26 protein-coding genes and 1 pseudogene are annotated in these 21,145 nt (G+C 69.2%); 12 read left to right on the top strand and 15 right to left on the bottom strand.

Annotation, left to right across the window (positions count from 1 at the left end; all coding sequences use genetic code 11):
- Positions 1-9: 9 nt before the first annotated feature.
- The 4 genes from rsfS to proB all read right to left on the bottom strand — a co-directional run bounded on the left by rsfS (position 10) and on the right by proB (position 3,642).
- Complete coding sequence (rsfS, locus tag AC1RRW_RS02830) at positions 10-366, bottom strand: ribosome silencing factor (RefSeq protein ID WP_492898984.1); 357 nt, start codon at positions 364-366, stop codon at positions 10-12.
- A gap of 123 nt (positions 367-489) precedes the next feature.
- Entirely contained in the window at positions 490-1,137 is a 648-nt protein-coding gene (locus AC1RRW_RS02825; protein WP_492898982.1) for a nicotinate-nucleotide adenylyltransferase, read from the bottom strand.
- Positions 1,134-2,375: a glutamate-5-semialdehyde dehydrogenase gene (locus AC1RRW_RS02820; RefSeq protein ID WP_492899034.1), complete on the bottom strand. Its 1,242-nt coding sequence runs from the start codon at positions 2,373-2,375 to the stop codon at positions 1,134-1,136. The genes AC1RRW_RS02825 and AC1RRW_RS02820 overlap by 4 nt, the downstream gene beginning before the upstream one ends.
- A gap of 136 nt (positions 2,376-2,511) precedes the next feature.
- Positions 2,512-3,642, bottom strand: a complete 1,131-nt coding sequence (proB, locus tag AC1RRW_RS02815) for a glutamate 5-kinase (RefSeq protein ID WP_492898980.1) — start codon at positions 3,640-3,642, stop codon at positions 2,512-2,514.
- Positions 3,643-3,922: 280 nt separating this feature from the next.
- Between proB and AC1RRW_RS02810 the strand changes: the two genes are divergently transcribed.
- From AC1RRW_RS02810 to AC1RRW_RS02795, 4 genes are all read left to right on the top strand, one after another.
- A complete protein-coding gene (locus AC1RRW_RS02810; protein WP_068179468.1) occupies positions 3,923-4,132 on the top strand; it encodes a cold-shock protein in 210 nt (69 codons plus the stop codon).
- Positions 4,133-4,292: 160 nt separating this feature from the next.
- Positions 4,293-4,556, top strand: a complete 264-nt coding sequence (rpsU, locus tag AC1RRW_RS02805; protein ID WP_492898978.1) for a 30S ribosomal protein S21 — start codon at positions 4,293-4,295, stop codon at positions 4,554-4,556.
- An 84-nt stretch (positions 4,557-4,640) separates the two neighbouring features.
- The gene (locus AC1RRW_RS02800; RefSeq protein ID WP_492898976.1) at positions 4,641-5,018 is read left to right on the top strand and encodes a DUF6481 family protein; all 378 of its coding nucleotides are present in this window, start codon (positions 4,641-4,643) and stop codon (positions 5,016-5,018) included.
- A 201-nt stretch (positions 5,019-5,219) separates the two neighbouring features.
- Complete coding sequence (locus AC1RRW_RS02795) at positions 5,220-5,564, top strand: hypothetical protein (RefSeq protein ID WP_492898974.1); 345 nt, start codon at positions 5,220-5,222, stop codon at positions 5,562-5,564.
- A 108-nt stretch (positions 5,565-5,672) separates the two neighbouring features.
- Here the strand turns inward: AC1RRW_RS02795 and msrB are convergent.
- Positions 5,673-6,166 (bottom strand): annotated as a pseudogene (gene msrB, locus AC1RRW_RS02790) (peptide-methionine (R)-S-oxide reductase MsrB).
- Positions 6,167-6,551: 385 nt separating this feature from the next.
- On the opposite strand from msrB, the gene AC1RRW_RS02785 reads away from it, so the two are divergent.
- From AC1RRW_RS02785 to AC1RRW_RS02775, 3 genes are all read left to right on the top strand, one after another.
- On the top strand, positions 6,552-7,670 hold the full coding sequence (locus AC1RRW_RS02785; RefSeq protein WP_492898972.1) for a TRAP transporter substrate-binding protein: 1,119 nt from the start codon (positions 6,552-6,554) through the stop codon (positions 7,668-7,670).
- Between the two features lie 151 nt (positions 7,671-7,821).
- Complete coding sequence (locus AC1RRW_RS02780; RefSeq protein ID WP_492898970.1) at positions 7,822-8,433, top strand: TRAP transporter small permease subunit; 612 nt, start codon at positions 7,822-7,824, stop codon at positions 8,431-8,433.
- Positions 8,433-9,761: a TRAP transporter large permease gene (locus tag AC1RRW_RS02775; RefSeq protein WP_492898968.1), complete on the top strand. Its 1,329-nt coding sequence runs from the start codon at positions 8,433-8,435 to the stop codon at positions 9,759-9,761. The genes AC1RRW_RS02780 and AC1RRW_RS02775 overlap by 1 nt, the downstream gene beginning before the upstream one ends.
- Positions 9,762-9,771: 10 nt before the next feature.
- Here AC1RRW_RS02775 and AC1RRW_RS02770 read toward each other — a convergent pair whose 3' ends face one another.
- Positions 9,772-10,047 (bottom strand): hypothetical protein, encoded by a 276-nt coding sequence (locus AC1RRW_RS02770; RefSeq protein ID WP_492898966.1) that lies wholly within the window; start codon positions 10,045-10,047, stop codon positions 9,772-9,774.
- Between AC1RRW_RS02770 and AC1RRW_RS02765 the strand changes: the two genes are divergently transcribed.
- The 3 genes from AC1RRW_RS02765 (at position 10,032) to AC1RRW_RS02755 (ending at position 12,407) form a co-directional block, all read left to right on the top strand.
- Positions 10,032-11,189 carry a glycosyltransferase family 4 protein gene (locus AC1RRW_RS02765; RefSeq protein ID WP_492898964.1) on the top strand — a complete coding sequence of 386 codons (1,158 nt, stop codon included), beginning with the start codon at positions 10,032-10,034 and terminating at the stop codon, positions 11,187-11,189. The two genes, AC1RRW_RS02770 and AC1RRW_RS02765, sit on opposite strands and share 16 nt — an antisense overlap.
- A complete protein-coding gene (locus AC1RRW_RS02760; protein ID WP_492898962.1) occupies positions 11,186-11,845 on the top strand; it encodes a class I SAM-dependent methyltransferase in 660 nt (219 codons plus the stop codon). Before AC1RRW_RS02765 ends, AC1RRW_RS02760 begins: the two co-directional genes overlap by 4 nt.
- A 94-nt stretch (positions 11,846-11,939) precedes the next feature.
- Positions 11,940-12,407 carry a hypothetical protein gene (locus AC1RRW_RS02755; protein ID WP_492898960.1) on the top strand — a complete coding sequence of 156 codons (468 nt, stop codon included), beginning with the start codon at positions 11,940-11,942 and terminating at the stop codon, positions 12,405-12,407.
- 24 nt (positions 12,408-12,431) lie between these two features.
- On the opposite strand, the gene AC1RRW_RS02750 is transcribed toward AC1RRW_RS02755, so the two are convergent.
- Positions 12,432-13,052: an LbetaH domain-containing protein gene (locus tag AC1RRW_RS02750; protein WP_492898958.1), complete on the bottom strand. Its 621-nt coding sequence runs from the start codon at positions 13,050-13,052 to the stop codon at positions 12,432-12,434.
- Between AC1RRW_RS02750 and phnN the strand changes: the two genes are divergently transcribed.
- Complete coding sequence (gene phnN, locus AC1RRW_RS02745; protein WP_492898956.1) at positions 13,051-13,656, top strand: phosphonate metabolism protein/1,5-bisphosphokinase (PRPP-forming) PhnN; 606 nt, start codon at positions 13,051-13,053, stop codon at positions 13,654-13,656. The two genes, AC1RRW_RS02750 and phnN, sit on opposite strands and share 2 nt — an antisense overlap.
- On the opposite strand, the gene AC1RRW_RS02740 is transcribed toward phnN, so the two are convergent.
- From AC1RRW_RS02740 to phnG, 8 genes are all read right to left on the bottom strand, one after another.
- Positions 13,643-14,338 carry a DUF1045 domain-containing protein gene (locus tag AC1RRW_RS02740; RefSeq protein ID WP_492898954.1) on the bottom strand — a complete coding sequence of 232 codons (696 nt, stop codon included), beginning with the start codon at positions 14,336-14,338 and terminating at the stop codon, positions 13,643-13,645. The genes phnN and AC1RRW_RS02740 overlap by 14 nt on opposite strands.
- Positions 14,335-15,474 (bottom strand): alpha-D-ribose 1-methylphosphonate 5-triphosphate diphosphatase, encoded by a 1,140-nt coding sequence (locus AC1RRW_RS02735; protein ID WP_492898952.1) that lies wholly within the window; start codon positions 15,472-15,474, stop codon positions 14,335-14,337. The genes AC1RRW_RS02740 and AC1RRW_RS02735 overlap by 4 nt, the downstream gene beginning before the upstream one ends.
- Entirely contained in the window at positions 15,474-16,172 is a 699-nt protein-coding gene (phnL, locus tag AC1RRW_RS02730) for a phosphonate C-P lyase system protein PhnL (protein ID WP_492898950.1), read from the bottom strand. Before phnL ends, AC1RRW_RS02735 begins: the two co-directional genes overlap by 1 nt.
- A gap of 144 nt (positions 16,173-16,316) precedes the next feature.
- Positions 16,317-17,090, bottom strand: a complete 774-nt coding sequence (phnK, locus tag AC1RRW_RS02725; protein WP_492899033.1) for a phosphonate C-P lyase system protein PhnK — start codon at positions 17,088-17,090, stop codon at positions 16,317-16,319.
- 29 nt (positions 17,091-17,119) lie between these two features.
- The gene (locus AC1RRW_RS02720; RefSeq protein ID WP_492898948.1) at positions 17,120-18,046 is read right to left on the bottom strand and encodes an alpha-D-ribose 1-methylphosphonate 5-phosphate C-P-lyase PhnJ; all 927 of its coding nucleotides are present in this window, start codon (positions 18,044-18,046) and stop codon (positions 17,120-17,122) included.
- Positions 18,043-19,278, bottom strand: coding sequence for a carbon-phosphorus lyase complex subunit (locus tag AC1RRW_RS02715; RefSeq protein WP_492898946.1), 1,236 nt, complete (start codon positions 19,276-19,278; stop codon positions 18,043-18,045). Before AC1RRW_RS02715 ends, AC1RRW_RS02720 begins: the two co-directional genes overlap by 4 nt.
- Positions 19,278-19,880 (bottom strand): phosphonate C-P lyase system protein PhnH, encoded by a 603-nt coding sequence (phnH, locus tag AC1RRW_RS02710; protein ID WP_492898944.1) that lies wholly within the window; start codon positions 19,878-19,880, stop codon positions 19,278-19,280. The genes AC1RRW_RS02715 and phnH overlap by 1 nt, the downstream gene beginning before the upstream one ends.
- Entirely contained in the window at positions 19,880-20,317 is a 438-nt protein-coding gene (phnG, locus tag AC1RRW_RS02705; RefSeq protein ID WP_492898942.1) for a phosphonate C-P lyase system protein PhnG, read from the bottom strand. Before phnG ends, phnH begins: the two co-directional genes overlap by 1 nt.
- A gap of 82 nt (positions 20,318-20,399) precedes the next feature.
- Between phnG and phnF the strand changes: the two genes are divergently transcribed.
- Positions 20,400-21,143 (top strand): phosphonate metabolism transcriptional regulator PhnF, encoded by a 744-nt coding sequence (gene phnF / locus AC1RRW_RS02700; RefSeq protein ID WP_492898940.1) that lies wholly within the window; start codon positions 20,400-20,402, stop codon positions 21,141-21,143.
- Positions 21,144-21,145: the final 2 nt, after the last annotated feature.

Here is a 21,145-nt window from a genome sequence, read left to right as displayed (position 1 = left end):
GACGTCAGTTCAGCTGACGAGCCGCTCGTTCGGCCGGTCGGCGCCCCACATCTTCTCGAGATTGTAGAACTGGCGCACTTCCGGGCGGAAGATGTGGACGATGATGTCGCCGGTGTCGATCAGCACCCAGTCGCAGGCCGGCATGCCTTCGACCTTGGGCGTCGGCAGGCCGGACCCCTTGATCGCCTCGACCAGCGACTCGGCGATGGACGCGACATGGCGGTTCACCCGGCCGGACGCGATGATCATGGCGTCGGCCAGCGAGGTCTTTCCGACCAGATCGATGACGGTGACGTCCTCGGCCTTCATTTCTTCGAGGACATGCAATGCGAGGGCTACGCTATCGGCGGACGGGTTGTCCGACATAGCGGCCTGGGGAAGCGGCGCGGGCTCGGCTTCGCCAAGGGTCTGACGGTTCAGTTCCGTATCCTCTCGATCACGACGCGCTCCAGCGCGACCCGATCAAATTACGCCTCCCGGGGCCGAAATTCAATCGGATTCGGCCTCCCGGCGCAGCTGCGTGGACGACAGCGCCGAGCGCCTGCCATGCAGGAAGACCCAGGCCGGAGGCTCGGCGCCCGCCAGCGCGCCGGCCTGATTCTCCGAAATGCGCCAGCGCGACAGCCAGTTGGCCGCCGGCGAGGCGATGGCGCGATGGGTCGAGCCCGGCCGGTCGATCACCGCGATCGGCATCATCCGGGCGATCGCGCGCCACTCGTTCCAGCGGTGGAAGCTGGCGAGATTGTCCGAGCCCATGATCCAGACGAAGCGCACGCCGGGGCAGCGCAGGGTGAGCGCGCGCAGCGTGTCGGCGGTGTAGCGCGTGCGCAGTTTCGCCTCGATCCCGGTCGCCTGGATGCGGCCATGGTCGGCGATCGTGCGGGCGAAGGCGATGCGCTCCGCGAGCGGCGGCAAGCCGGCATTGTCCTTGAGCGGGTTGCCCGGTGTCACCAGCCACCAGACCCGGTCGAGCTGGAGGCGGCGCAGCGCGGTCAGGCTCGCCAGCCTGTGGCCGTCATGGGCCGGGTTGAAGCTGCCGCCGAACAGGCCGATGCGCAGGCCCGGCGCATGCGGCGGCAGGCGCAGATGCTCGGCGCTCGCGGCGGGATCGGGCGTCACGACGGTCTTGCCGGTCACGGCCTGATCTGGCCGTCGCCATGGACCCGGTATTTGAAGGAGCAGAGCTGCTCGACGCCGACGGGCCCGCGCGCGTGCATGCGACCCGTGGCGATGCCGATCTCCGCGCCGAAGCCGAACTCGCCTCCATCGGCGAACTGCGTCGAGGCGTTGTGCAGCACGATGGCGGAATCGACCTCGGCCAGGAAGCGCGCGGCCGCGTCCGCGTCGGCGGTGACGATCGCCTCGGTATGGCTGGAGCCGTGCCGGGCGATGTGGTCGATCGCCGCATCGAGTCCGGCGACGACCTTGACGGCAATGATCCTGTCGAGGAATTCCGTCGCCCAGTCTGCTTCCGTCGCGGGCGTGACGCGCGGATCGACGGCTTGCGCCGCCGCATCGCCGCTCACGGCGCAGCCGGCGTCGAGCAGGTCGCTCACCAGCGGCGCGAGATGGGTCGCGGCGCAGGCCGCGTCGACCAGCAGCGTCTCGGCCGCACCGCAGACGCCGGTGCGACGCAGCTTGGCGTTGAGCACGAGGGCGCGGGCCATGGCGAGGTCGGCTTGCCCATGGACGTAGACATGGCAGTTGCCGTCGAGATGGGCGAAGACCGGCACGCGCGCATCGCTCTGGACACGGGCGACCAGGCTCTTGCCGCCGCGCGGCACGACGACGTCGACGCAGCCGCCGAGGCCTTTGAGGATTTCGCCGACGGCGTCGCGATCGCGGGTCGGGACGAGCTGGAGCGCGTCGTCGGGCAGGCCGGCTTCCGCCAGCCCCTCGCGCAGGGCCGCCGCGATCGCGCTCGACGTCCGGAAGCTGTCGGAGCCGGCGCGCAGGATCGCGGCGTTGCCGCTCTTCAGGCAGAGCGCGCCCGCGTCGGCCGTGACGTTGGGCCGGCTCTCGAAGATCACGGCGATGACGCCGAGCGGGGTCGCGACGCGCTCGAAGCGCAGGCCGTTGGGTTGCGTCCACTGCGCCTTCACGCGGCCGACCGGGTCGGTCAGCGCCGCGACCTCGACGACGGCATCCGCGACGCCGTCGAGCCGGCCGGCATCGAGCATCAGCCGGTCGATGAAGGCGGCGGTCTGGTCGGCTTTCCTGGCGTCGGCCAAGTCGAGCGCGTTGGCGGCGAGGATGGTGTGGGCGTTCCGGCGCAGCGCGTCGGCCATGGCGAGCAGGGCCGCGTCCTTCCGCGCCGTCGGCGCCAGCGCGACGATCCGCGCGGCCGTCCGCGCCCGCCGCCCGAGATCGGCCATCAGCGCGGTGATGTCCTGCGTCTCGGTGGTCGCAACCACCCGCAATGCCTGCTCGCTCGTCATATCCGACCCGTCCGCTTGGGCGTCGCCACGCCGGATGGCGGCGACCGTCCACCTTCAGCCCTCATCCGATCTTCTAAACCAGCCCGAGCGCCATGTCGTCCCGGTGGATCATCTCGGCGCGGCCGGGATAGCCGAGCACGGCGGCGATGTCGCGCGAGGCCTTGCCGAGCACGAGCGCCGCCTCGGCCGCATCATAGGCGACGAGGCCGCGGCCGAGCACGAACCCCGCCGCGTCGCGGATCAGGACGGCGTCGCCGCGCGCGAAATCGCCCTCGATCCGGCTGACGCCGACCGGCAGCAGGCTCGCCCCGCCGGCGAGCGCGCGCGCCGCGCCCGCATCGACATAAAGCGAGCCGCGCGGCTCCAGCGAGCCGGCGATCCAGGTTTTTCGCGCGGTCGCGGGCGTGGACGCGGTGAGGAACCAGGTGCAGCGTGCGCCCTGGTTGATCGCGGCGAGCGGGTTCTTCCCGCGTCCGTCGGCGATCAGCATATGGGCGCCGCCGGCGCAGGCGATCCGGCCGGCCTCGATCTTGGTGCGCATGCCGCCGCGCGACAGTTCCGACGCCGCGCCGCCCGCCATCGCGTCGATCTCGGGCGTGATGCGTTCGACGACGGGGAGATGCCGGGCCGACGGGTCGCCCGCGGGCGGGGCGGTATAGAGCCCGTCGATGTCGGAGAACAGCACCAGCAGGTCGGCGCCGGCCATGGTCGCGACGCGGGCGGCGAGCCGGTCGTTGTCGCCATAGCGGATCTCGGTGGTGGCGACGGTGTCGTTCTCGTTGATGACGGGAATGGCGCGCAGGTCGAGCAGCCGGCCGAGCGTGGCGCGCGCATTGAGGTAGCGCCGGCGCTCCTCGGTGTCGGCGAGCGTCAGCAGGATCTGGCCGGCGGTGAGGCCGTGATGGGAAAGCGCCTCGGCCCAGGTCCGGGCCAGCGAAATCTGGCCAACGGCGGCGGCGGCCTGGCTCTCCTCCAGCCTGAGCGGACCCGACGGCAGGCCGAGCACGGTGCGCCCGAGCGCGATCGCGCCCGAGGAGACGACCAGCACGTCGGCGCCGCGCTGGTGCAGGTCGGCGAGGTCCTCGGCGAGAGCCGCGAGCCAGGCCTGCCGCAGCCGGCCGCGCGCCCGGTCGACGAGCAGGCTGGAGCCGACCTTGACGACGATCCGGCGGAACTGGGCGAGCGAGGGGGTCTGCACGGGCATGGCGCCGAGGTTATGGAAAGAGCGTCCTGCCTTTGGCGAAAAGCGCGCGCTTGTAAAGCGTTGCGCCCGTCTTCGGCGGCCGCGACGGCGATTCACCCGCTGGCTGCATTGACAAGCGCGGCTCTGGCGCTCATATGAGCAAAGTCGATATTTAGGCCGAACGACGTGGCCCCGCGCATGAGAAATGCGCCTGCTGACGACCTTCACCGCTCAAAAAATCGAAAAATCTGGCGCGTGAGCGATCGCGTGCCGTCACAGCATTTCGCGAAAGAGGTTCGTCATGGCCGCCGGCACAGTCAAATGGTTCAATTCCACCAAGGGTTTCGGCTTCATTCAGCCGGATGATGGCGGGCAGGACGTGTTCGTCCACATCAGCGCCGTCGAGCGCGCCGGAATGCGCGATCTCCGCGAAGGTCAGAAGATCTCCTACGAGATGGTCCAGGACAAGCGCTCGGGCAAGATGTCGGCCGACCAGCTCCGCGCCGAGTGAACCGCCAGGCCGCATCTGTCGGCACCGGAATTCAGGTCGGGCGACCACGGATGTACTGGCGCCAAGACCTTCCGGGCCTGAGACGATGCGGCACGATGAGGGGTCGGGGTTCAAAGCCCGGCCCTTTTTCCGTCATTCCACACGCAGGAGGCTCAAAGCCATGCAGGTTCTCGTCCGCGACAACAATGTCGACCAGGCCCTCCGGGTCCTGAAGAAGAAGATGCAGCGCGAAGGCGTGTTCCGCGAGATGAAGCGCCGCTCGGCCTATGAGAAGCCCTCCGAAAAGCGCGTCCGCGAGAAGGCCGACGCCATCCGCCGCGCCCGCAAGGTCGCTCGCAAGCAGATGCAGCGCGAAGGCCTGATCGCCGCGCCGAAGCCGAAGCCGAGGCCGGCCCGCACTGGGAGCGCAGCGCCTGCGCGTTGATTTCGATACCAATCCGGGGCGATTTGGATTATTGCCCGCTCGCGGGCCGACATGTCGCCCGTGTGAACCCAAAGAAGGCCGACCTTGAAGAACCCGAACGACCGCAGCTTTACTGATCGCCAGTCCAACTCCGCAGCCGCCAAGAAGGCGCTTCTCGAGCGTTTCAAGGCGAGGCCGGGACCGGACGACCCGATCATGCAGCAGCGCCGCGCGGAACGTGAGGCCGTCGCCGTCGCGCGCGCCGCCCGCGACGCCGAGAAGGCCGCCGCCCGCGCCGAGGCCGAGCGCCTCGCCGAGATCGAGCGCGCCCGCCTCGCCGAGGAAGAGCGCATCGCCGAACTCGCCCGCGAGGCAGCCCGCAAGGCCGAGCAGGCCAAGCGCGACGCCGAGCGCCCGCGCAAGGTGCTGCTCGAGGCCGTGCAATACGCCCAGATGCGCGCCGCCGGCAAAGGCCGCCGCTAGGCTTTGGGCTATCGGCCGCCGCCGGTGAAGGCGCGGCCCGAGACCCGGTTCGTCGCTTCCATGTCGGGCCGGCAAGATCCTCGACCTCGCTCCACCCTGCGGGGCGGCCGAGTCTGAACTTGCCTGAGAGGAGCCGGATCGCTCCGGGCCGACGGTCCGAAGCGCGAATTCCGCTCCCGCCCCAGACCGGAGCGAGCCGCCATGGCCACGCGAGGATTGTCGGCCGACGAGATCAAGCGTCGCGCCCAGGCCGCTTTCGACAAGGCCGACGCACGCAAGCAGGAAGCCTCGCGCGCCATGGAAGCCGAGCGCGCCGCCCGCGACGCGGTGCTGCAGAAGACCGCGCGCCTGCGCGCGCTGCGCCTCGCCAAGGAGGCGGCCGAGGCCGAGACCGCCGCGATCGTCGCCGCCGAGCAGGCCCAGGCCAAGGCCGACATCGTCGAGGCCAAGGCCGCCGCGAAGGCCGCCAAGACCAAGACGGCGACCGACAAGGCGGCCAAGAGCGCCGAGCGCGCGGCCAGATCCGCCAGGCGCGAGCCCGGCTGACAAACGGCGTCACGGGAGGCCCGAACGGGATCAATCCTCCGTTGCGCGCATCCGTTAAAACGCGCGCCACCGCATATGATTTGCCGGCTTTCTGTTTCCGGCGCGGCGTCAGGCGGCGACGAATGTCAGCGCCACGCCGTTGAGGCAGTGGCGCTTGCCGGTCGGGGGCGGGCCGTCGTCGAAGACATGGCCGAGATGGCCCCCGCAGCGCCGGCAATGCACCTCGGTGCGCGTCATCAGGAATTTGCGGTCGGTCCTGGCGCCGACGGCGTCGGGCAACGGCGCCCAGAAGCTCGGCCAGCCCGTGCCGCTGTCGAGTTTCGTCGCCGACGCATGGACGGGCAGGTTGCATCCGGCGCACCGGAAAGTCCCTGCGCGTTTTTCCCGATCGAGCGGGCTGCTGAAGGCGCGCTCCGCGCCTCGCGGCGCAGCACGCCGTTGGGCCGGCGTCAGCAACTCTTCCATTCGGCATCGGTCCGCGTGACCCCGAACGTTGCCTCGGCGGCGCCGGCACGGTGGTTCTCGACCGCCAGCATCGACGCGATTGCGCCCGCGCCGCCGCCAACGGAAACGCCCGACAGCAGGTTTCGTCTCGAAAGCATCGGCTTGTCCTTCCAATTCTTTCCGATAACGCAACAGAGCTTGGTCCGGACATGAACGCGTCCTCACGAAGCCGCGACCGTGTTTGCGCTGCTTCACAACGTAAGTTCCGGCGGTTGTCCAGCAATGCCGGAATGCTGAGACGGTTTCACGGCTATGCCGCCGCCGCTGGCCCGCTCGCCATGCTGCGCTGCGAAGAATCGTCGTCAGCCATGCCGCCAGCCTGTTGCGGCGCCGGCCAGGGCAAGAGGCGGTCGGACAAGACTGTAGACCTTAGTCTTACGTCCTGCTCTTGCGTTGCGAAGAGAAGCGATAAACTCTGCAATATCGCGGCGAAAAGCCGCTCCAAGGACTCGTCCGGCCACAAGGACAGAGCAGCAGGGAGAGATGACCATGTCGGAGACAGTCAAGCCTCGTTCAAGCCGCCGCAACTTCCTCAAGGTCGCGGGTCTCGCCGGCGCCGGCGCGATCGCCATGCCGCAGGTCAGCCGGGCCCAGACCGTGACCTGGAAATACCAGTCGACCTGGCCGACCAAGGACATCTTCCACGAGATGGCGGGCGACTTCGCCAGGCGCGTCAACGAGATGTCGGGCGGCCGCCTGAAGCTCGACGTGCTCGCCGCCGGCGCGGTGGTGCCGGCCTTCCAGATGCAGGACGCGGTCGCCGCCGGGATCCTCGACGCCGGCCACGGCGTCTGCGCCTACTGGTACGGCAAGAACAAGGCGTTCTCGCTGTTCGGCACGCCGCCGGCGCTGGGCTGGGACGCGCATTCCTTCCTCGCCTGGATGAACTATGGCGGCGGCTACGAACTCTACAACGACCTCGTCCAGAACCAGCTCAAGCTCAACCTCGTCGGCTTCCTGTCCGGGCCGATGCCGTGCCAGCCGCTCGGCTGGTTCAAGAAGGAGCTGAAGACGGCCGACGACTTCAAGGGCCTGAAATACCGCACCGTCGGGCTGGCTGCGGACCTGATGCGCGAGATGGGCGCGGCGGTGACGATCCTGGCCGGCGGCGAGATCGTGCCGGCGCTGGAGCGCGGCGTCATCGACGGGGCGGAGTTCAACAACCCGTCCTCGGATTCGCTGCTCGGCTTCCAGGATGTCGCCAAGGTGTTCATGCTGCAGAGCTACCACCAGGCGGCGGAGGCTTTCGAGATCATCTTCAACAAGACCAAGTTCGACGCGCTCTCGCCGGAGCTCAAGGCGATCGTGAAATACGCCGCCGAATCCTCCTCATCGGACATGCTCTGGAAGGCGCTCGACCGCTACTCCAAGGATCTCGACATGCTGCGGACCAAGGGCGTCAGCATCGTCCAGACGCCCGAGGCGATCCTCACGGCGCAGCTCGCCGCCTGGGACAAGGTGCTCGACAAGCTCGGCGGCGAAAACGCCTTCTTCAAGAAGGTGGTCGAGTCGCAGAAGGCATGGGTCAAGCGCTCGGTCGGCTATGAACGGGTCAACACCCCGCCGCGCGAACTCGCCTACACGCACTTCTTCAAGGCGTGAGCTGCCAACGCCGCAAGACCACGCCGTCATCCCGGGCAAGCTGCGAAGCAGCGCCGCTCCGGGATCCATTCCTGAACCGTTCAGGCGTGGATCCCGGCTCTTCGCTTCGCTCCGGCCGGGATGACGGCGCGGGTCTGTCCGGAGTGATGGAATGACGTTTATCCTGGCGATCGATCGCTTCAACTCCGCCATCGGCAAGATCGCCGGCTGGGCGATCGTGATCCTCACCTTCGCCGTCTGCTACGAGGTCTTCGTGCGCTACGCCCTGCGCGCGCCGACGACCTGGGCCTTCGACGTCAGCTACATGCTCTATGGCGCGCTGTTCATGCTCGCCGGCCCCTATGCGCTGGCGCGCAACGGGCATGTCCGCGGCGACTTCAAATACAGGACCTGGCCGCCGCGAACGCAGGCCTCGATCGACCTCGCCTGCTATCTGCTGTTCTTCTTCCCCGGCATCCTGGCGCTGATCTATGCCGGCTACGGCTTCGCCGCGTTCTCCTGGCTGATCAGGGAGCACTCCTCCTTCTCGCCGGATGGGCCGCCGCTCTACCACTTCAAGACGCTGATCCCGGTCGTGGGCGTGCTGATGGCGGCGCAGGGCGCGGCGGAGGTGGGGCGCTGCCTGATCTGCCTGCGCGAAGGGCGGTGGCCGCATCGGCTGTCCGACGTCGAGGAGCTCGAGAACGAGATCCTCGCGGAGGTCAGCGAGAAGGGCCTCGACGCGAAGCTCAGGGACATCGGGCAGCACAAGGGAAGCATCTGATGCTGGGTCTTGAGTCCGCCCAACTCGGCGTGGTGATGCTGGGCCTGTTCGTCGTCTCGATCGTGCTCGGCTTCCCGATTGCCTTCACGCTGATGGCTCTCGGCGTCGGCTTCGGCTATTTCGCCATGGGCGACGCGATCTTCCAGCTCGTCGTCCAGCGCGCCTACTCGACGATGACCAACGACGTGCTCATCTCGGTGCCGCTGTTCACCTTCATGGGCTACATCATCGACCGCGCGAACATCCTCGACCGGATGTTCCGGGCGCTGCAGCTCGCGATCGGAGGGCTGCCGGGCTCGATCGCCATCGTCACCATGATCATCTGCGCGCTCTGGGGCATCGCGTCCGGCATCGTCGGCGCGGTCGTCGTGCTGATGGGGCTGCTCGCCTTGCCGGCGATGCTTCGCGCCGGCTATGACGAGAAGCTCGCGACCGGCGTGATCTGCGCCGGCGGCACGCTCGGCATCCTGATCCCGCCGAGCGTGATGCTGATCCTTTACGGCGCGACCGCCGGCGTCTCGGTGGTGAAGCTCTACGCGGCGGCCTTCATCCCTGGCTTCGGCCTGACGGCGGCCTATATCCTCTACATCGTCTTCATGGCGATGTGGAAACCGCGACTCGCGCCGAAGCTGCCGCCGGAGGAGCGGAGCGCGCCGCTCGGCACCATCGTCTACGAGATCATGGTCTCGTTCATGCCGCTGACGCTTTTGACCATCGTCGTGCTGGCGGTGATCTTCTTCGGCATCGCGACGCCGACCGAGTCGGCGGCGATGGGGGCGCTCGGCGCGCTGATCCTGGCGATCTGCTACCGCGCCCTGACGTTCCAGAAACTGAAGGAGTCGGTCTTCCTGACGGCGCGCACCACCGCGATGGTGTGCTGGCTCTTCGTCGGCTCGGCGATCTTCTCGGCCGTCTTCGCCTATCTCGGCGGGCAGGCCTTCATCGAGAAGTTCGTGCTCGGCCTGGGGCTGAACTCGATCGGCTTCATGCTGGTGACGCAGGCGATCATCTTCGTGCTGGGCTGGCCGCTGGAATGGACCGAGATCATCATCATCTTCGTGCCGATCTTCCTGCCGCTGCTCGACGATTTCGGCATCGATCCGCTGTTCTTCGGCGTGATGGTGGCGCTGAACCTGCAGACCTCGTTCCTGTCGCCGCCGGTGGCGATGGCGCCGTTCTATCTCAAGGGCGTCTCGCCGCCGCACATCACCATCAACCAGATATTCTCCGGCGTGATGCCCTACATCGCCATCGTCGTACTGTTCATGGTGGCGATGTATGTCTTTCCGGGCATGGCGCTGTGGCTGCCGAAATACATGTACGGGTGAGCGCGGGGGATCAGCGCGTGACGCGCTGCTCCTGACCGCAGCGAAAGCCCGCCGCCATCCCGTCCGCGAGCTTTCGCGCCTGCGCATCGGCGTCGGGCTTGCGGCCATCGACGCTTCCGACGATGCGGGCAAAACCGTGGATGGCCGGCACAAGCCCGACCATGATGGGGAGGACGGCCCGGTCCTTCAGGGAAACGGTTCGCCGCATTCGAGCCTGCGCGCCGCCGGCCTCCCTTGACCTTCGCCGCGTCATGCTCCTGATGTCGCGCCATGCCGCGCCGCCCAAAACTTCTCTTCGTCGCCACCGAGGACTGGTTCTTCGCCTCGCATTTCCTGCCGATGGCGCGGGCGGCGCGCGAGCTCGATTACGAGGTCGTGGTGATCGCGCGCGAGCGCCAGCACCGCCGCGTCATCGAGGCCGCCGGAGCAAGGCTCGTCGCGCTGGAGGCCGAGCGGCGCAGCCTGTCGCCAGCCGGGCTCGTCCGCCACGTCGTCGCGCTGCGGCGGCTGATCGCGCTGGAGCGGCCCGACATCCTGCATTGCATCGCCCTGAAGCCGATCGCGCTGGCGGGGCTCGCCGGCAGGCTCGCCGGCGTCGAGCGGCGCGTCTATGCGCTGACGGGTCTGGGTTTCCTCGGCGCGCGGCAGGATCCGCTCGCCGATGCCGCGCGGCTGGCGGCGCGGCTGTGGCTGCGCGAGGCGATCGACGGGCCGAAGGTGCGCTTCCTGTTCGAGAACCCGGACGATCCCGTGGCGCTCGGCCTCGATCCGGCGGATGCCGGCAAGGTCGCGCTGATCGGCGGGGCGGGCGTCGATCCGCTGATCCTGATGCCGGAGCCGATGCCGCTGTTTCCGCCGCTCAAGGTCGCGCTGGTGGCGCGCATGTTGTGGTCGAAGGGCGTCGATCTCGCGGTCGAGGCGGTCAGGCTCGCCCGGGCCGAGGGCGCGCGGGTGGAATTGACGATCCATGGCGCGCCGGACTCGTCCAACCCGAAGGCCATTCCCGAGGCGACGTTGACCGAATGGGCTGCGCGACCGGGCGTGAGCTGGGCCGGTCCGACGCGCGACATCGAGGGCGTCTGGCGCAAACATCATCTCTGTTGCCTGCCCTCGCGCGGCGGCGAGGGTCTGCCGCGCACGCTGCTGGAGGCGGCCGCATGCGGGCGCGCCATCCTGACCACGGACGTGCCGGGCTGCCGCAGCTTCGTGCGCGACGGGCAGGACGGTATGGTCGTTCCGGTCGACGACGCGCCGGCGCTGGCAAAAGCGCTGGTCGTGCTGGCGGGCGCGCCCTCGCTGGTCGAACGCATGGGGACGAGCGCCCGCGCGCGCCTGCTCGACGGCCATACCGAGCGCGACGTTATGGACGGGGTCAAGGCGCTCTATCGCGATCTGCTCGCGGGGCCGACGACGGATGCCATCGCATGAGCGGGCCGGGCGCCGCGCTCGACCGGCGCGGCTTCATCCTGGCGCATACCGCCCTTCTGCCCGTGCCGCATGCGCCGGAGATCTCGCTATACGTCGCGCAGGAAGCCACCGAGCTCTGGCAGAAGACCGAGGACGAACTCGCCACGATCGGGCTGCCGCCGCCGTTCTGGGCCTGGGCCGGCGGCCAGGCGCTGGCGCGCTATCTGTCCGACCGGCCGGAGCTTGTCGCGGGCAGGCGCGTGCTCGACTTCGCCAGCGGGTCGGGGCTGGTCGCGATCGCCGCCGCGAAGGCCGGGGCGGCAAGCGTCGAGGCCTGCGACATCGATGCCTTCGCCGCGGCGGCGATGGCGCTGAACGCGGACGCCAACGGCGTTTCGATTTCGATCCGTCTCGACGATCTGGTCGGCCGCGACGAAGGCTGGGATGTGATCTGCGCCGGCGACGTCTGCTACGAGAAGGCGATGGCGGAGCGTGTCATCGCGTGGCTCGACGGACTGAGCCGGCGCGGCGCGCTCGTCCTGATCGGGGATCCGGGGCGCGGCTACCTGCCCAGGCAACGGCTGGAAGCGCTCGCGAGTTACGAGGTGCCGGTGACGCGCTCGCTCGAGGACGCCGAAATCAAGCGCAGCACGGTCTGGCGGCTGCTGACCGATTGATCGCGACGGAATTCGTTGCATGGCGACAACGCTCAGCTTGCATTCAGGAAGCTCAGGCTAGACCATCCCGCATCGTCGCCTGGAGCTTCGTTCCGTGAAAACCATTCTGTGTCTCGCCGCCGGCCTGACGGCTTTCGGTCTTTCGATCGGCGGCGCTTCGGCCCAGGTGCGCGGCAGCTATCTGCAGTCCTGCCCGAACGTGACCATGGAAGGCCCGCTGATCGTCGCCGGCTGCCGCGACAGGAACGGCCAGGTCCGCGCCACGCGGATCGATCCGCGCGGCTGCAGCGGCGACATCGCCAACAACAACGGCAATCTGGTCTGCGGCGGCAGTGGCGGCGGCGGTGGCGGCGGCAGAGCCGCGCCTCCACCGCCCCCGCAGCGCGGCTTCGACGACAGGCGCGACGAGCGCCGCTTCGACCCGCGCGACGATCGCCGCGGCTATGAAGACCGGCGCGGCTATGACGATAGACGCGGCTATGACGATCGCCGCTACGACGACCGCCGCCGCTTCGACGACGACGAGCCTCCGCGCCGCCGCCGCTACGAAGAGCGCTGGTGACCGCGGCGGCGGCCGTGCCCCGGTTCAGCCGCCGTGCTTTTCGAGGAAGGCCTCGACGTCGAGGCTCCTGAAATCCGCCAACGCCGCGCCCAGGCGGGCATGCTCCCAATCCCACCAGCCGAGCCGCTGCAGGCGTCCGGCGATCGGCTCGGGAAAGCGGTCCCGGATCGGGCGCGCCGGGTTGCCCGCGACGATCGCATAGGGCGCCACGTCCTTGGTGACGATCGCTCCGCCGGCGACGACCGCGCCCGTGCCGATCGTGCGGCCGGGCAGGATGACCGCGCCATGGCCGATCCAGACGTCGTGGCCGATGGTCACCGGCGTCGAGCGCCTCCAGTCGAAGAACGCCGCGTCGTCCTGCGCATCGTCGAAATAGGCGCTGGCCCGGTAGGTGAAGTGCGACTGGCTCGCCCGCTGCATCGGGTGGTTGCCGGGGTTGATCCGGGTCATCGCCGCGATCGAGCAGAATTTGCCGATCGTCGTGTAGATGACATTGGAATCGTTCACGACATAGGAGTAGTCGTCCATCGCCGACTCGACGAAGGCGGTGCGCGCGCCGATCTCGGTATACCGTCCGAGCGTCGCCTGCCGCACCTGCGCGGTCGGGTCGATCAGGGGTTCAGGTCCGAGTTTCTTGCCTGCCATGTCGTCATCCTCTCCCGTCTCGACCGCCGCTCCGGCCTTGTCGCAAGGCGCGCTCGTGCTCGTCGTCGGCCCGTCCGGCGCAGGCAAGGACACGCTGATGGACGCCGCCCATGCGCGGCTCGCCGGCTGCCGCTTCGCGCGCCGGCTGATCACCAGGCCTGCGATGATCGGCGCGGAGGATCATGACAGCTGCTCGCCGGAAGAGTTCGATGCGGCGGTCGCGCGCCGCGAGATCGCGCTGCACTGGCAGGCGCACGGGCTGAGCTACGGCATCCCGGCCGCGGCGCTTGCCGGCGTCGCGCAGGGCGAGGTCGTGGTCGCAAACGTCTCGCGCGGGGTGATCGCGCAGGCGGAGGCGCTGGGCGCGCGCGTCGTCGTGGTCAACATCACCGCGCCGCCGGACGTGCTGGCGAAGCGCCTCGCGGCGCGCGGCCGCGAGAGCGAAGCCGACATCGCCGCCAGACTGGCGCGGGAAGCGCCGCTCAGAACGCAGAGCGCCGAGCTTGTGACGATCGGCAACGACCGGACGATCGCCGAGGGCGCGGATGAACTGGTGCGCGTGATCGCGGCGCTGTGCCGGCATCGCGGGCTCAGCCCAGGCTGACGGAATCGAGCAGGCGGAAGCGGCTCTCGCGCGTCTCCTGCCGGAACAGCGCGATCCGGTCGATCGCGATCGGCCCCTCGGGCGCCGCATCGGCATAGGCCGAGGCGAGAGCCTGCTTCACGGCCGCGACCCGGTCCCGCGGCAGCGAGCCGGTCAGCGTCATGTGGAAGCGGAAGGCGTCGCCGACATAAGGATAGCCATAGGCTTCGAGATAGGCGCGATGGGCCGGCGTCAGCGGGCTTTTGAGACGGCGCGCCATGTCGGCCTCGCCCAGCGACGCGCGAAACGGCTCGAAGGCCTGCACCAGCGCGAAGGCGAGGCGCTGCAGCGCCGGGCTCTCGGCCGATGGCGTCAGCGCCACGAAGGAGCCGAGCGCCGAGACGGTCAGTCCGGTCAGCGGCACGGGCTCCAGGCTCGCGGCATAGTTGTGCGTGAAGGCGCGCAGCTGCGCCTCGCCGCGGCCGGACGCCAGCTCGAACGGCGCCTTCAGCGTGGCGTGGAAACCGTAGCGGCGCGGCTCCTCGGTCAGCGCCGGCCAGCGCTCTGCATCGCAGCCGTCCGGCGCCGCGAAGGGCACGTCCTCCCCGGTGACCGCGTCGTAGCCGAGCACGGCGCTGCCGAAGCGCCAGAGCGGGCTCGCGGCTTCCGGCGCGTAGTAGATCGCGTAGCGCGGGCCGCTCAAAACGCGCGCTCGCCCTTCGACCAGACCGCGGCGATCACCGGCGTCGGGCCCAGCGCCCTGAAGCGCACGACGTCGGCGCGCAGGCCGGGCTTGAGATGGCCGCGATCCTTCAGGCCGAGAATGTCGGCGACCTTCCAGGTCACCATGCCCATCGCCTCGGGCAAGGCGATGCCATGCTCGGCATGCAGCTTCAGCACGGCCTGCAGCAGGCTGGCGGGGACGTAATCAGAGGACAGCCCGTCGAGCAGGCCCTTCTCGGCCAGCTCGGAAACCGAGACGCCGCCGGAATGCGAGCCGCCGCGCACGACGTTCGGCGCGCCCGCGACGGTCGCGAGCCCGCGCTGCTTGGCGGCGGTTGCGGCCTCGACGGTGGTCGGGAATTCGGAGATCACCGCGCCCGACGCGATGCCGGCCTCGACATGGTCGAGCGTGGTGTCGTCATGGGTCGCGATCGGGATGCCGCGCGTCCGGAACAGATCGACCACCGCCGACCAGTTGCGCGAGACATTGGCCGCGCCCTCCTGCTGGCGGATCACGACGTCCTCCTCGAACTCCTCGACCGTCTTGCCGTTGCCGATCGAGTAGGTCTTGAGATGCTCGATATTGCGCCATTGGCGCTGGCCCGGCGTATGGTCCATCAACGAGACGAGCTGGACCAGCTCGTCGTCCTGATAGGGCGCGATGTCGGCGAGCAGGTCCGGGCTCGTCAGTTCGCAGCGCATATGGATGCGGTGGTCGATGCGGAAGACGTTTTCGCGCTTGCCCTCGGCCAGCGCCGTCATCACGTCGGCGAAGATGTCCTTGCGATAGTCCTTGGCCGAGAAGGGCGTGCCGGCGCAGATCGCGTCGTAGACGGTGGTGACGCCGGCCGCCGCCATCTGCGCGTCATGAACGAGCGCGGCCGCCAGCCCGTTCGGCCAGAACACCTTCGGCCGTGGCATGAAGTGCTTTTCCATGTTGTCGGTATGCATCTCGACGAGGCCCGGCGCGACATAGTCGCCGCCGACGTCGAGCGCGCCCGGCGCTGAGGAGAGGCCGTGGTCGAGCCCCGTGATGCCGGCCTCATTGAAGGCGATGGTGCCGTTGACGATCTCGTTTTCGAGGATCAGGCGGGCATTGGTCAGGATCGTCGTCATCAGGCGGCCTTCCGGAAATCGGTGATGTCGAGATAGCGGGTTGCGACCCGCTCGCGCACGGCCTCGTCATGGAAGATGCCGACGATGGCCGCGCCGTTCTGGCGCGCCTCGGCGATGAGCTCAACCACCACGTCGCGATTGGTCGCGTCGAGCGAAGCGGTCGGCTCGTCGATCAGCATGATCGGCGAGGGGTCGACGAAGGAGCGGGCGATATTGACGCGCTGCTGCTCGCCGCCGGAGAAGGTCGCCGGCGCGAGGTTCCACAGGCGCTCGGGCAGGTTGAGCCGGGCGAGCATGGCCCGCGCGCGGGCGGTCGCGTCCTCCGGAGACGCGCCGCGCGCCAGCAGCGGGTCGCGCACGATGTCGAGCGCCGAGACGCGCGGGATGACGCGCAGGAACTGCGAGACGAAGCCGAGCGTGCGGCGGCGGATGTCGAGCACGGTGCGCGGCACGGCCTGGACGATATCGATCGCGCGTCCGGCATGGGTGATGTGGATATGGCCGGCGGTCGGGCGGTAATTGCCGTAGAGGATGCGCAGCAGGCTCGATTTGCCGGCGCCCGAAGCGCCGGCCAGCACCAGCGCCTCGCCGGCCGCGACGCTGAAATTGACGGCGTCGAAGACGGGCAGGCGGACGCCGCCCTGGTTGTGCAGGGTGAAGACCTTGGCGACGTTCTCGACGCGGATCATCGTGGTCATGGTGTCAGTGCCTTGGGTGGGCGAGGTGACGCCGGTGTGACGGATCCGTCATTGCGAGGAGGCGAAGCCGACGAAGCAATCCAGGGGAGGTCGAGCGCCCGGCTCTGGATTGCTTCGCCGCGCTCGCGACGACGGTGTCGCGGATCACACATTCAGCACCGCCGATGTCAGAAGCTGCGTATACGCATGGTGCGGATCGTCGAGCACCTGGTCGGTGAGGCCCTGTTCGACGACATGGCCGTCCTTCATCACCATCAGCCGGTCGGTCAGCAGACGCGCGACGGCGAGGTCGTGCGTGACGATGATCGCGGCGAGGCCGAGGTCGCGCACCAGCACCCGCAGCAGGTCGAGCAGGCGGGCCTGCACCGAGACGTCGAGGCCGCCGGTCGGCTCGTCCATGAAGACGAGCTTTGGGTCGGAGACCAGCACGCGGGCGATCTGCAGGCGCTGCTGCATGCCGCCGGAGAACTGGCGCGGCCGGTCGTCGATACGCTCGCCGGCGATCTCGACGCGGGCGAGCCAGTCGAGCGCGCGCTCGCGGATCCGGCCGTAATGCCGGTCGCCGCGGTCCATCAGCCGCTCGCCGACATTGCCGCCGGCCGAGACGTCCATGCGCAGCCCGTCGCGCGGGTTCTGGTGGACGATGCCCCAGGCGGTGCGCATCAGGCGGCGGCGCTCCTGCTCGGAGACCGAATAGATGTCGAGCGGAGCGCCCGAGCCGCGAAACAGCACCTCGCCCTCGTCCGGCCGGTCGATGCCGGCTAGGCAGCGCAGCAGCGTCGACTTGCCCGAGCCGGACTCGCCGACGATGCCGAGCACCTCGCCGGGCCAGAGATCGAAGGAGACGTCCGCGCAGCCGATGCGCTCGCCATAGAAGCGGCCCACGCCGGCGGCGGAGAGCAGCGGCGCGGGGTCCAGCGCTGTGTCGGGCGGGGAGACGTGGACGGTCATGGCTTCATCTCCTCGACCAGATGCAGCGCCGCCGCATCGCCCAGCATCGTTCCGCGATGGCCGGCCCCGCGCCGCGTCTCGCAATGGTGGCTGTCGGAGCAGACGAACATGCGCCCGCCGCGATCGTCGGTGACGACCTCGTCGAGATAGCTGTCGGCCGCGCCGCAGAGCCCGCAGGGCTGGCTCCAGCTCTGGATGCGGAAGGGATGGTCGTCGAAATCGAGGCTTGTGACGCTGGTGTAGGGCGGCAACGCGTAGATGCGCTTTTCGCGGCCCGCCCCGAAGAGCTGCAGCGCCGGCGACATGTGCATCTTCGGATTGTCGAATTTCGGGATCGGCGAGGGCGCCATGACATAGCGGCCGTTGACCATGACCGGATAGTCGTAGGTCTTGGTGATCTCGCCATAGCGGGCGATGTCCTCGTAGAGCTTGACCTGCATCAGCCCGTATTCGGCCCAGGCGTGCATTTTCCGCGTCTCGGCCTCGCGCGGCTCGAGCCGGCGCAGGGGCTCGGGCGTCGGCACCTGATAGACCATGATCTGGCCGGCGGTCAGCGGAGCCTCCGGGATGCGGTGGCGGGTCTGGATGATCGTCGCGGCTTCCGTCGCCTCGGTCGTCCTCGCATCGGCCGTGCGCTCGAAGAAGCGGCGGATCGAGACGGCGTTGGTGGTGTCGTCGGCGCCCTGGTCGATCACCTTGAGCATATCGTCGGGTCCGATTATCGCCGCCGTGACCTGGATGCCGCCGGTGCCCCAGCCGCGCGCCAGCGGCATTTCGCGCGAGCCGAACGGCACCTGGTAGCCGGGGATCGCGACCGCCTTCAGCAGCGCCCGGCGGATCATCCGCTTGGTCTGCTCGTCGAGATAGGCGTAGTTGTAGGCCGGCTTCGCGTCGTCCGCCGGCATGGTCTGGTGGATCGTCATTCCGCGGCCTCCCGGAGAGGCCGCGCCTCTCGCGCCAGCCTCTCTTCCCGCTCGCGGACGATGCGGCGGATCAGTTCGAGCTCGCCTTGGAAATCGACGTAGTGCGGCAGCTTGAGATGCTCGACGAAGCCCGCCGCCTCGACATTGTCGGAGTGGTAGAGCACGAACTCGTCCTGCTGCGCCGGGTAGTCCGCCGCCTCGCCGAACTCGCGGCATTTCAGGGCCCGGTCGACCAGCGACATCGACATCGCCTTGCGCTCGGCATGGCCGAAGGCGAGGCCGTAGCCGCGCGTGAACTGAGGCGCGACCTCCTTGGACCCCTGGAACTGGTTGACCATCTGGCATTCGGTCAGGGTGATCTCGCCGAGATCGACGGCGAAGCCGAGCTCTTCCGGGACGAACCCGACGGAGACCTCGCCGACCCTGATCTCGCCGACGAAAGGGTGATTGCCGCCGAAGCCGCGCTGGACGGAGTAACCCAGGCCGAGCAGGAAACCTTCGTCGCCGCGCGCCATCGCCTGCAGCCGGACATCGCGGTCGGCCGGGAAGGCGATCGGCTCGCGGGTCAGGTCGAAGGGGCGCGGATCGCCCTCGGGCGGCGTCTCGGGCTCCATCAGGCCTTCCGCGCCGAGGATGTCGGGGACGCGCGGCATGTGGGCGTCGAGGGCTTCTCCCTCCCCCCGCTTGCGGTGGGGAGGGCCGGGGCGCGGAGGAGAGTTCAGGCCGTCGCCTGGAATGGTCGCCGAGTTCTTTTCTGCGCGCCCCCCCATCCCTGACCCTTCCCCACCGCAAGCGGGGGGAAGGGGACCGGAGACGTCACCCCCATCATCCATCAACCCGAAATCGAACAGCCGATGCGTGTAGTCATAGGTCGGCCCAAGCACCTGCCCGCCCGGCAAATCCTTGTAGGTCGCCGAGACGCGGCGGCGGATCGCCATCGTGGCGGTATCGACCGGCTCGGACGAGCCGAAGCGCGGCAGCGTCGTGCGGTAGGCGCGCATCAGGAAGGCGGCCTCGATCACGTCGCCCTGGGCCTGCTTCAGCGCCAGCGCGGCGAGATCGGGATCGTAGAGCGAGCCCTCGTTCATCACGCGGGCGCAGGCCAGCCCCTGCTGCCCGCGGATCTGCGCGACGGAAATCTCTGGCACGGCCTCGTCGCCGCGCCGGGCTTCCGCGACCAGATCATGCGTGGCGAGGATCGCGGCCTCGCCGCCCTTGACCGCGACATACATCAGCGGAACTCCATGACTTGCGTCGTGCGCGGCACACCGATCAGGGCGTCGCCGCAGGTCAAAATCAGGTCGACGCCGAGCGGGTAGATCTCGGCATTGGCCGCGACCTCGGCCCAGAAGCCGGGGCGAAGGCCGCGCGGCGCGATCGTCCGGCTGCCGTCGATGCCGGGGCCGGAGAGGGTCACCTCCGGGCCGTCATCGAGGCTCGCGACGGAGACGATCACCGTGGCCGAGCGGTCGGGGAACTGGTCATGGCCGGGGTTGAAATCGGCGAGCAGAGGAGCGGCTTCCGCCCCGTCGATCACGGCGAAGCTCGCGGCCATCGGCTCGTCGGTCAGAGCGGCGCCGCAATGGAAGCGCAGCCAGGCTCCTGCCGCCCCGTCGCGAAAGGCAGCGTGCAGCCAGATCGGCGTCTCGTAGTCCGCAAGCGTCAGCAGGGCGGTCGCGGTCGCGCCGTCGAGGCCTTCGGGAGCGGCCGTGTCACGCGCGATCTCATGGCGCGTGCCGGGCTCCGAGAGCGCCGCGAGCAAGGCGCGGAAAGCGCTCTGGGACTGGAAGACGGGGTCGGAAAAACCCGCCGCGATCATGGCGTCGCCTGCCATCACGAGCCCCTGACCAGAGTGAAGAAGTCGACCTTTGTCGCGGCGGCCTTGCGCGAGGCGAGGTCGCGGGCCGCGGCCTGCGCCTCGGCGAGGCGGGCGACGCCCTTCCTGAGTTGGCCGTCGCTTTCGCGTTGCAGGCGGGCGTCGAGGATCGCGGCGAGGCGCGCCTTGCGGCCGTCGCGGCCGAGCGCATAGGAGAATCCCATGGCGCCATCGGCGAGCCTGACGACGCAGCGCGTCACCGTGGCCTCGCCGAGATTGAAGCGGCGGCCGGCGCCGCCGGCCCGACCTTCGACCATGACCGTGCCGGTCTCGGGCGCCTTCATCATCTCGTGAGCCGGAGGCTCAGGGCCGGCCAGGTCCTCGATCTCGGCGCGGGTGGCGCGGGCGAGGACCGCCATCCAGCCTTGCCGCTCGGAGTGTGGGTTCGTCGTCATGCGTCGTCTGGCCATCCGCTAATGTCTAGACTATCATAGGCATCTTGCGAGCAAAGGTCTATACATTTTGGACGACATTTCGATGACGGATTCGGCTGCGGCTGCGACCGAGCCGGGTACGGCCTGGCGGCGCATCGCCGATACGCTCGCGGCCGAGATCGAGACGGGCGCCTATGCGCCGGGCGACATCCTGCCGGCCTCGGTCGCGCTGGCCGAGCGCTACGGCGTGCATCGCCACACCGTGCGGCAGGCCTTTCGCCATCTCGCCGAGCAAGGGCTGGTTTCGGTCTCGCGCGGGCGCGGCACGCAGGTCAATGCGCGGCGCTTTCCGTATCCTCTCGGCCGGCGCGTCAGCATGCGCGCCAATCTCGGCAAGCTCGGCATCGCCGCCTCGAGCCGGATGCTGTCGGCCGCGCAAGCTCCGGGCGAGGCGGAGATCTGCGCGCAGCTCGGCCTGAGAACGGGTGCGCCGCTCTGGCGGCTGGAGGGACTGAGCCTCGCCGACGGCGCGCCGATCGGGACCGGCACGCATTGGCTCTCCGCCGAGCGCTTTTCCGGGTTCGACGAGGTCTATGCCAAGGCGCAGGCCTCGATGACGGCGGCGTTCAGGGCGGTCGGGATCGAGGACTATGTCCGGCGCTCGACACGGCTGACGGCAAGGCTCGCCAGCGAGCGCGAGGCCGAGCTGCTCCAGATCGCGCCCGAGGCGGCGGTGATGGTCTCGCTCGCGGTCGACGCCCTGCCGGACCTGACGCCGATCCATCTCGTCGAGAGCGTCTTCGCCGGCGAGCGCATGGAGATGGTGGTCGAGCCCTTCGAGACGTGAGG

The sequence above is a fragment of the Allobosea sp. GW821-FHT12C12 genome, from assembly GCF_058807355.1.
This window is presented reverse-complemented; position numbering and strand designations above follow the sequence as displayed.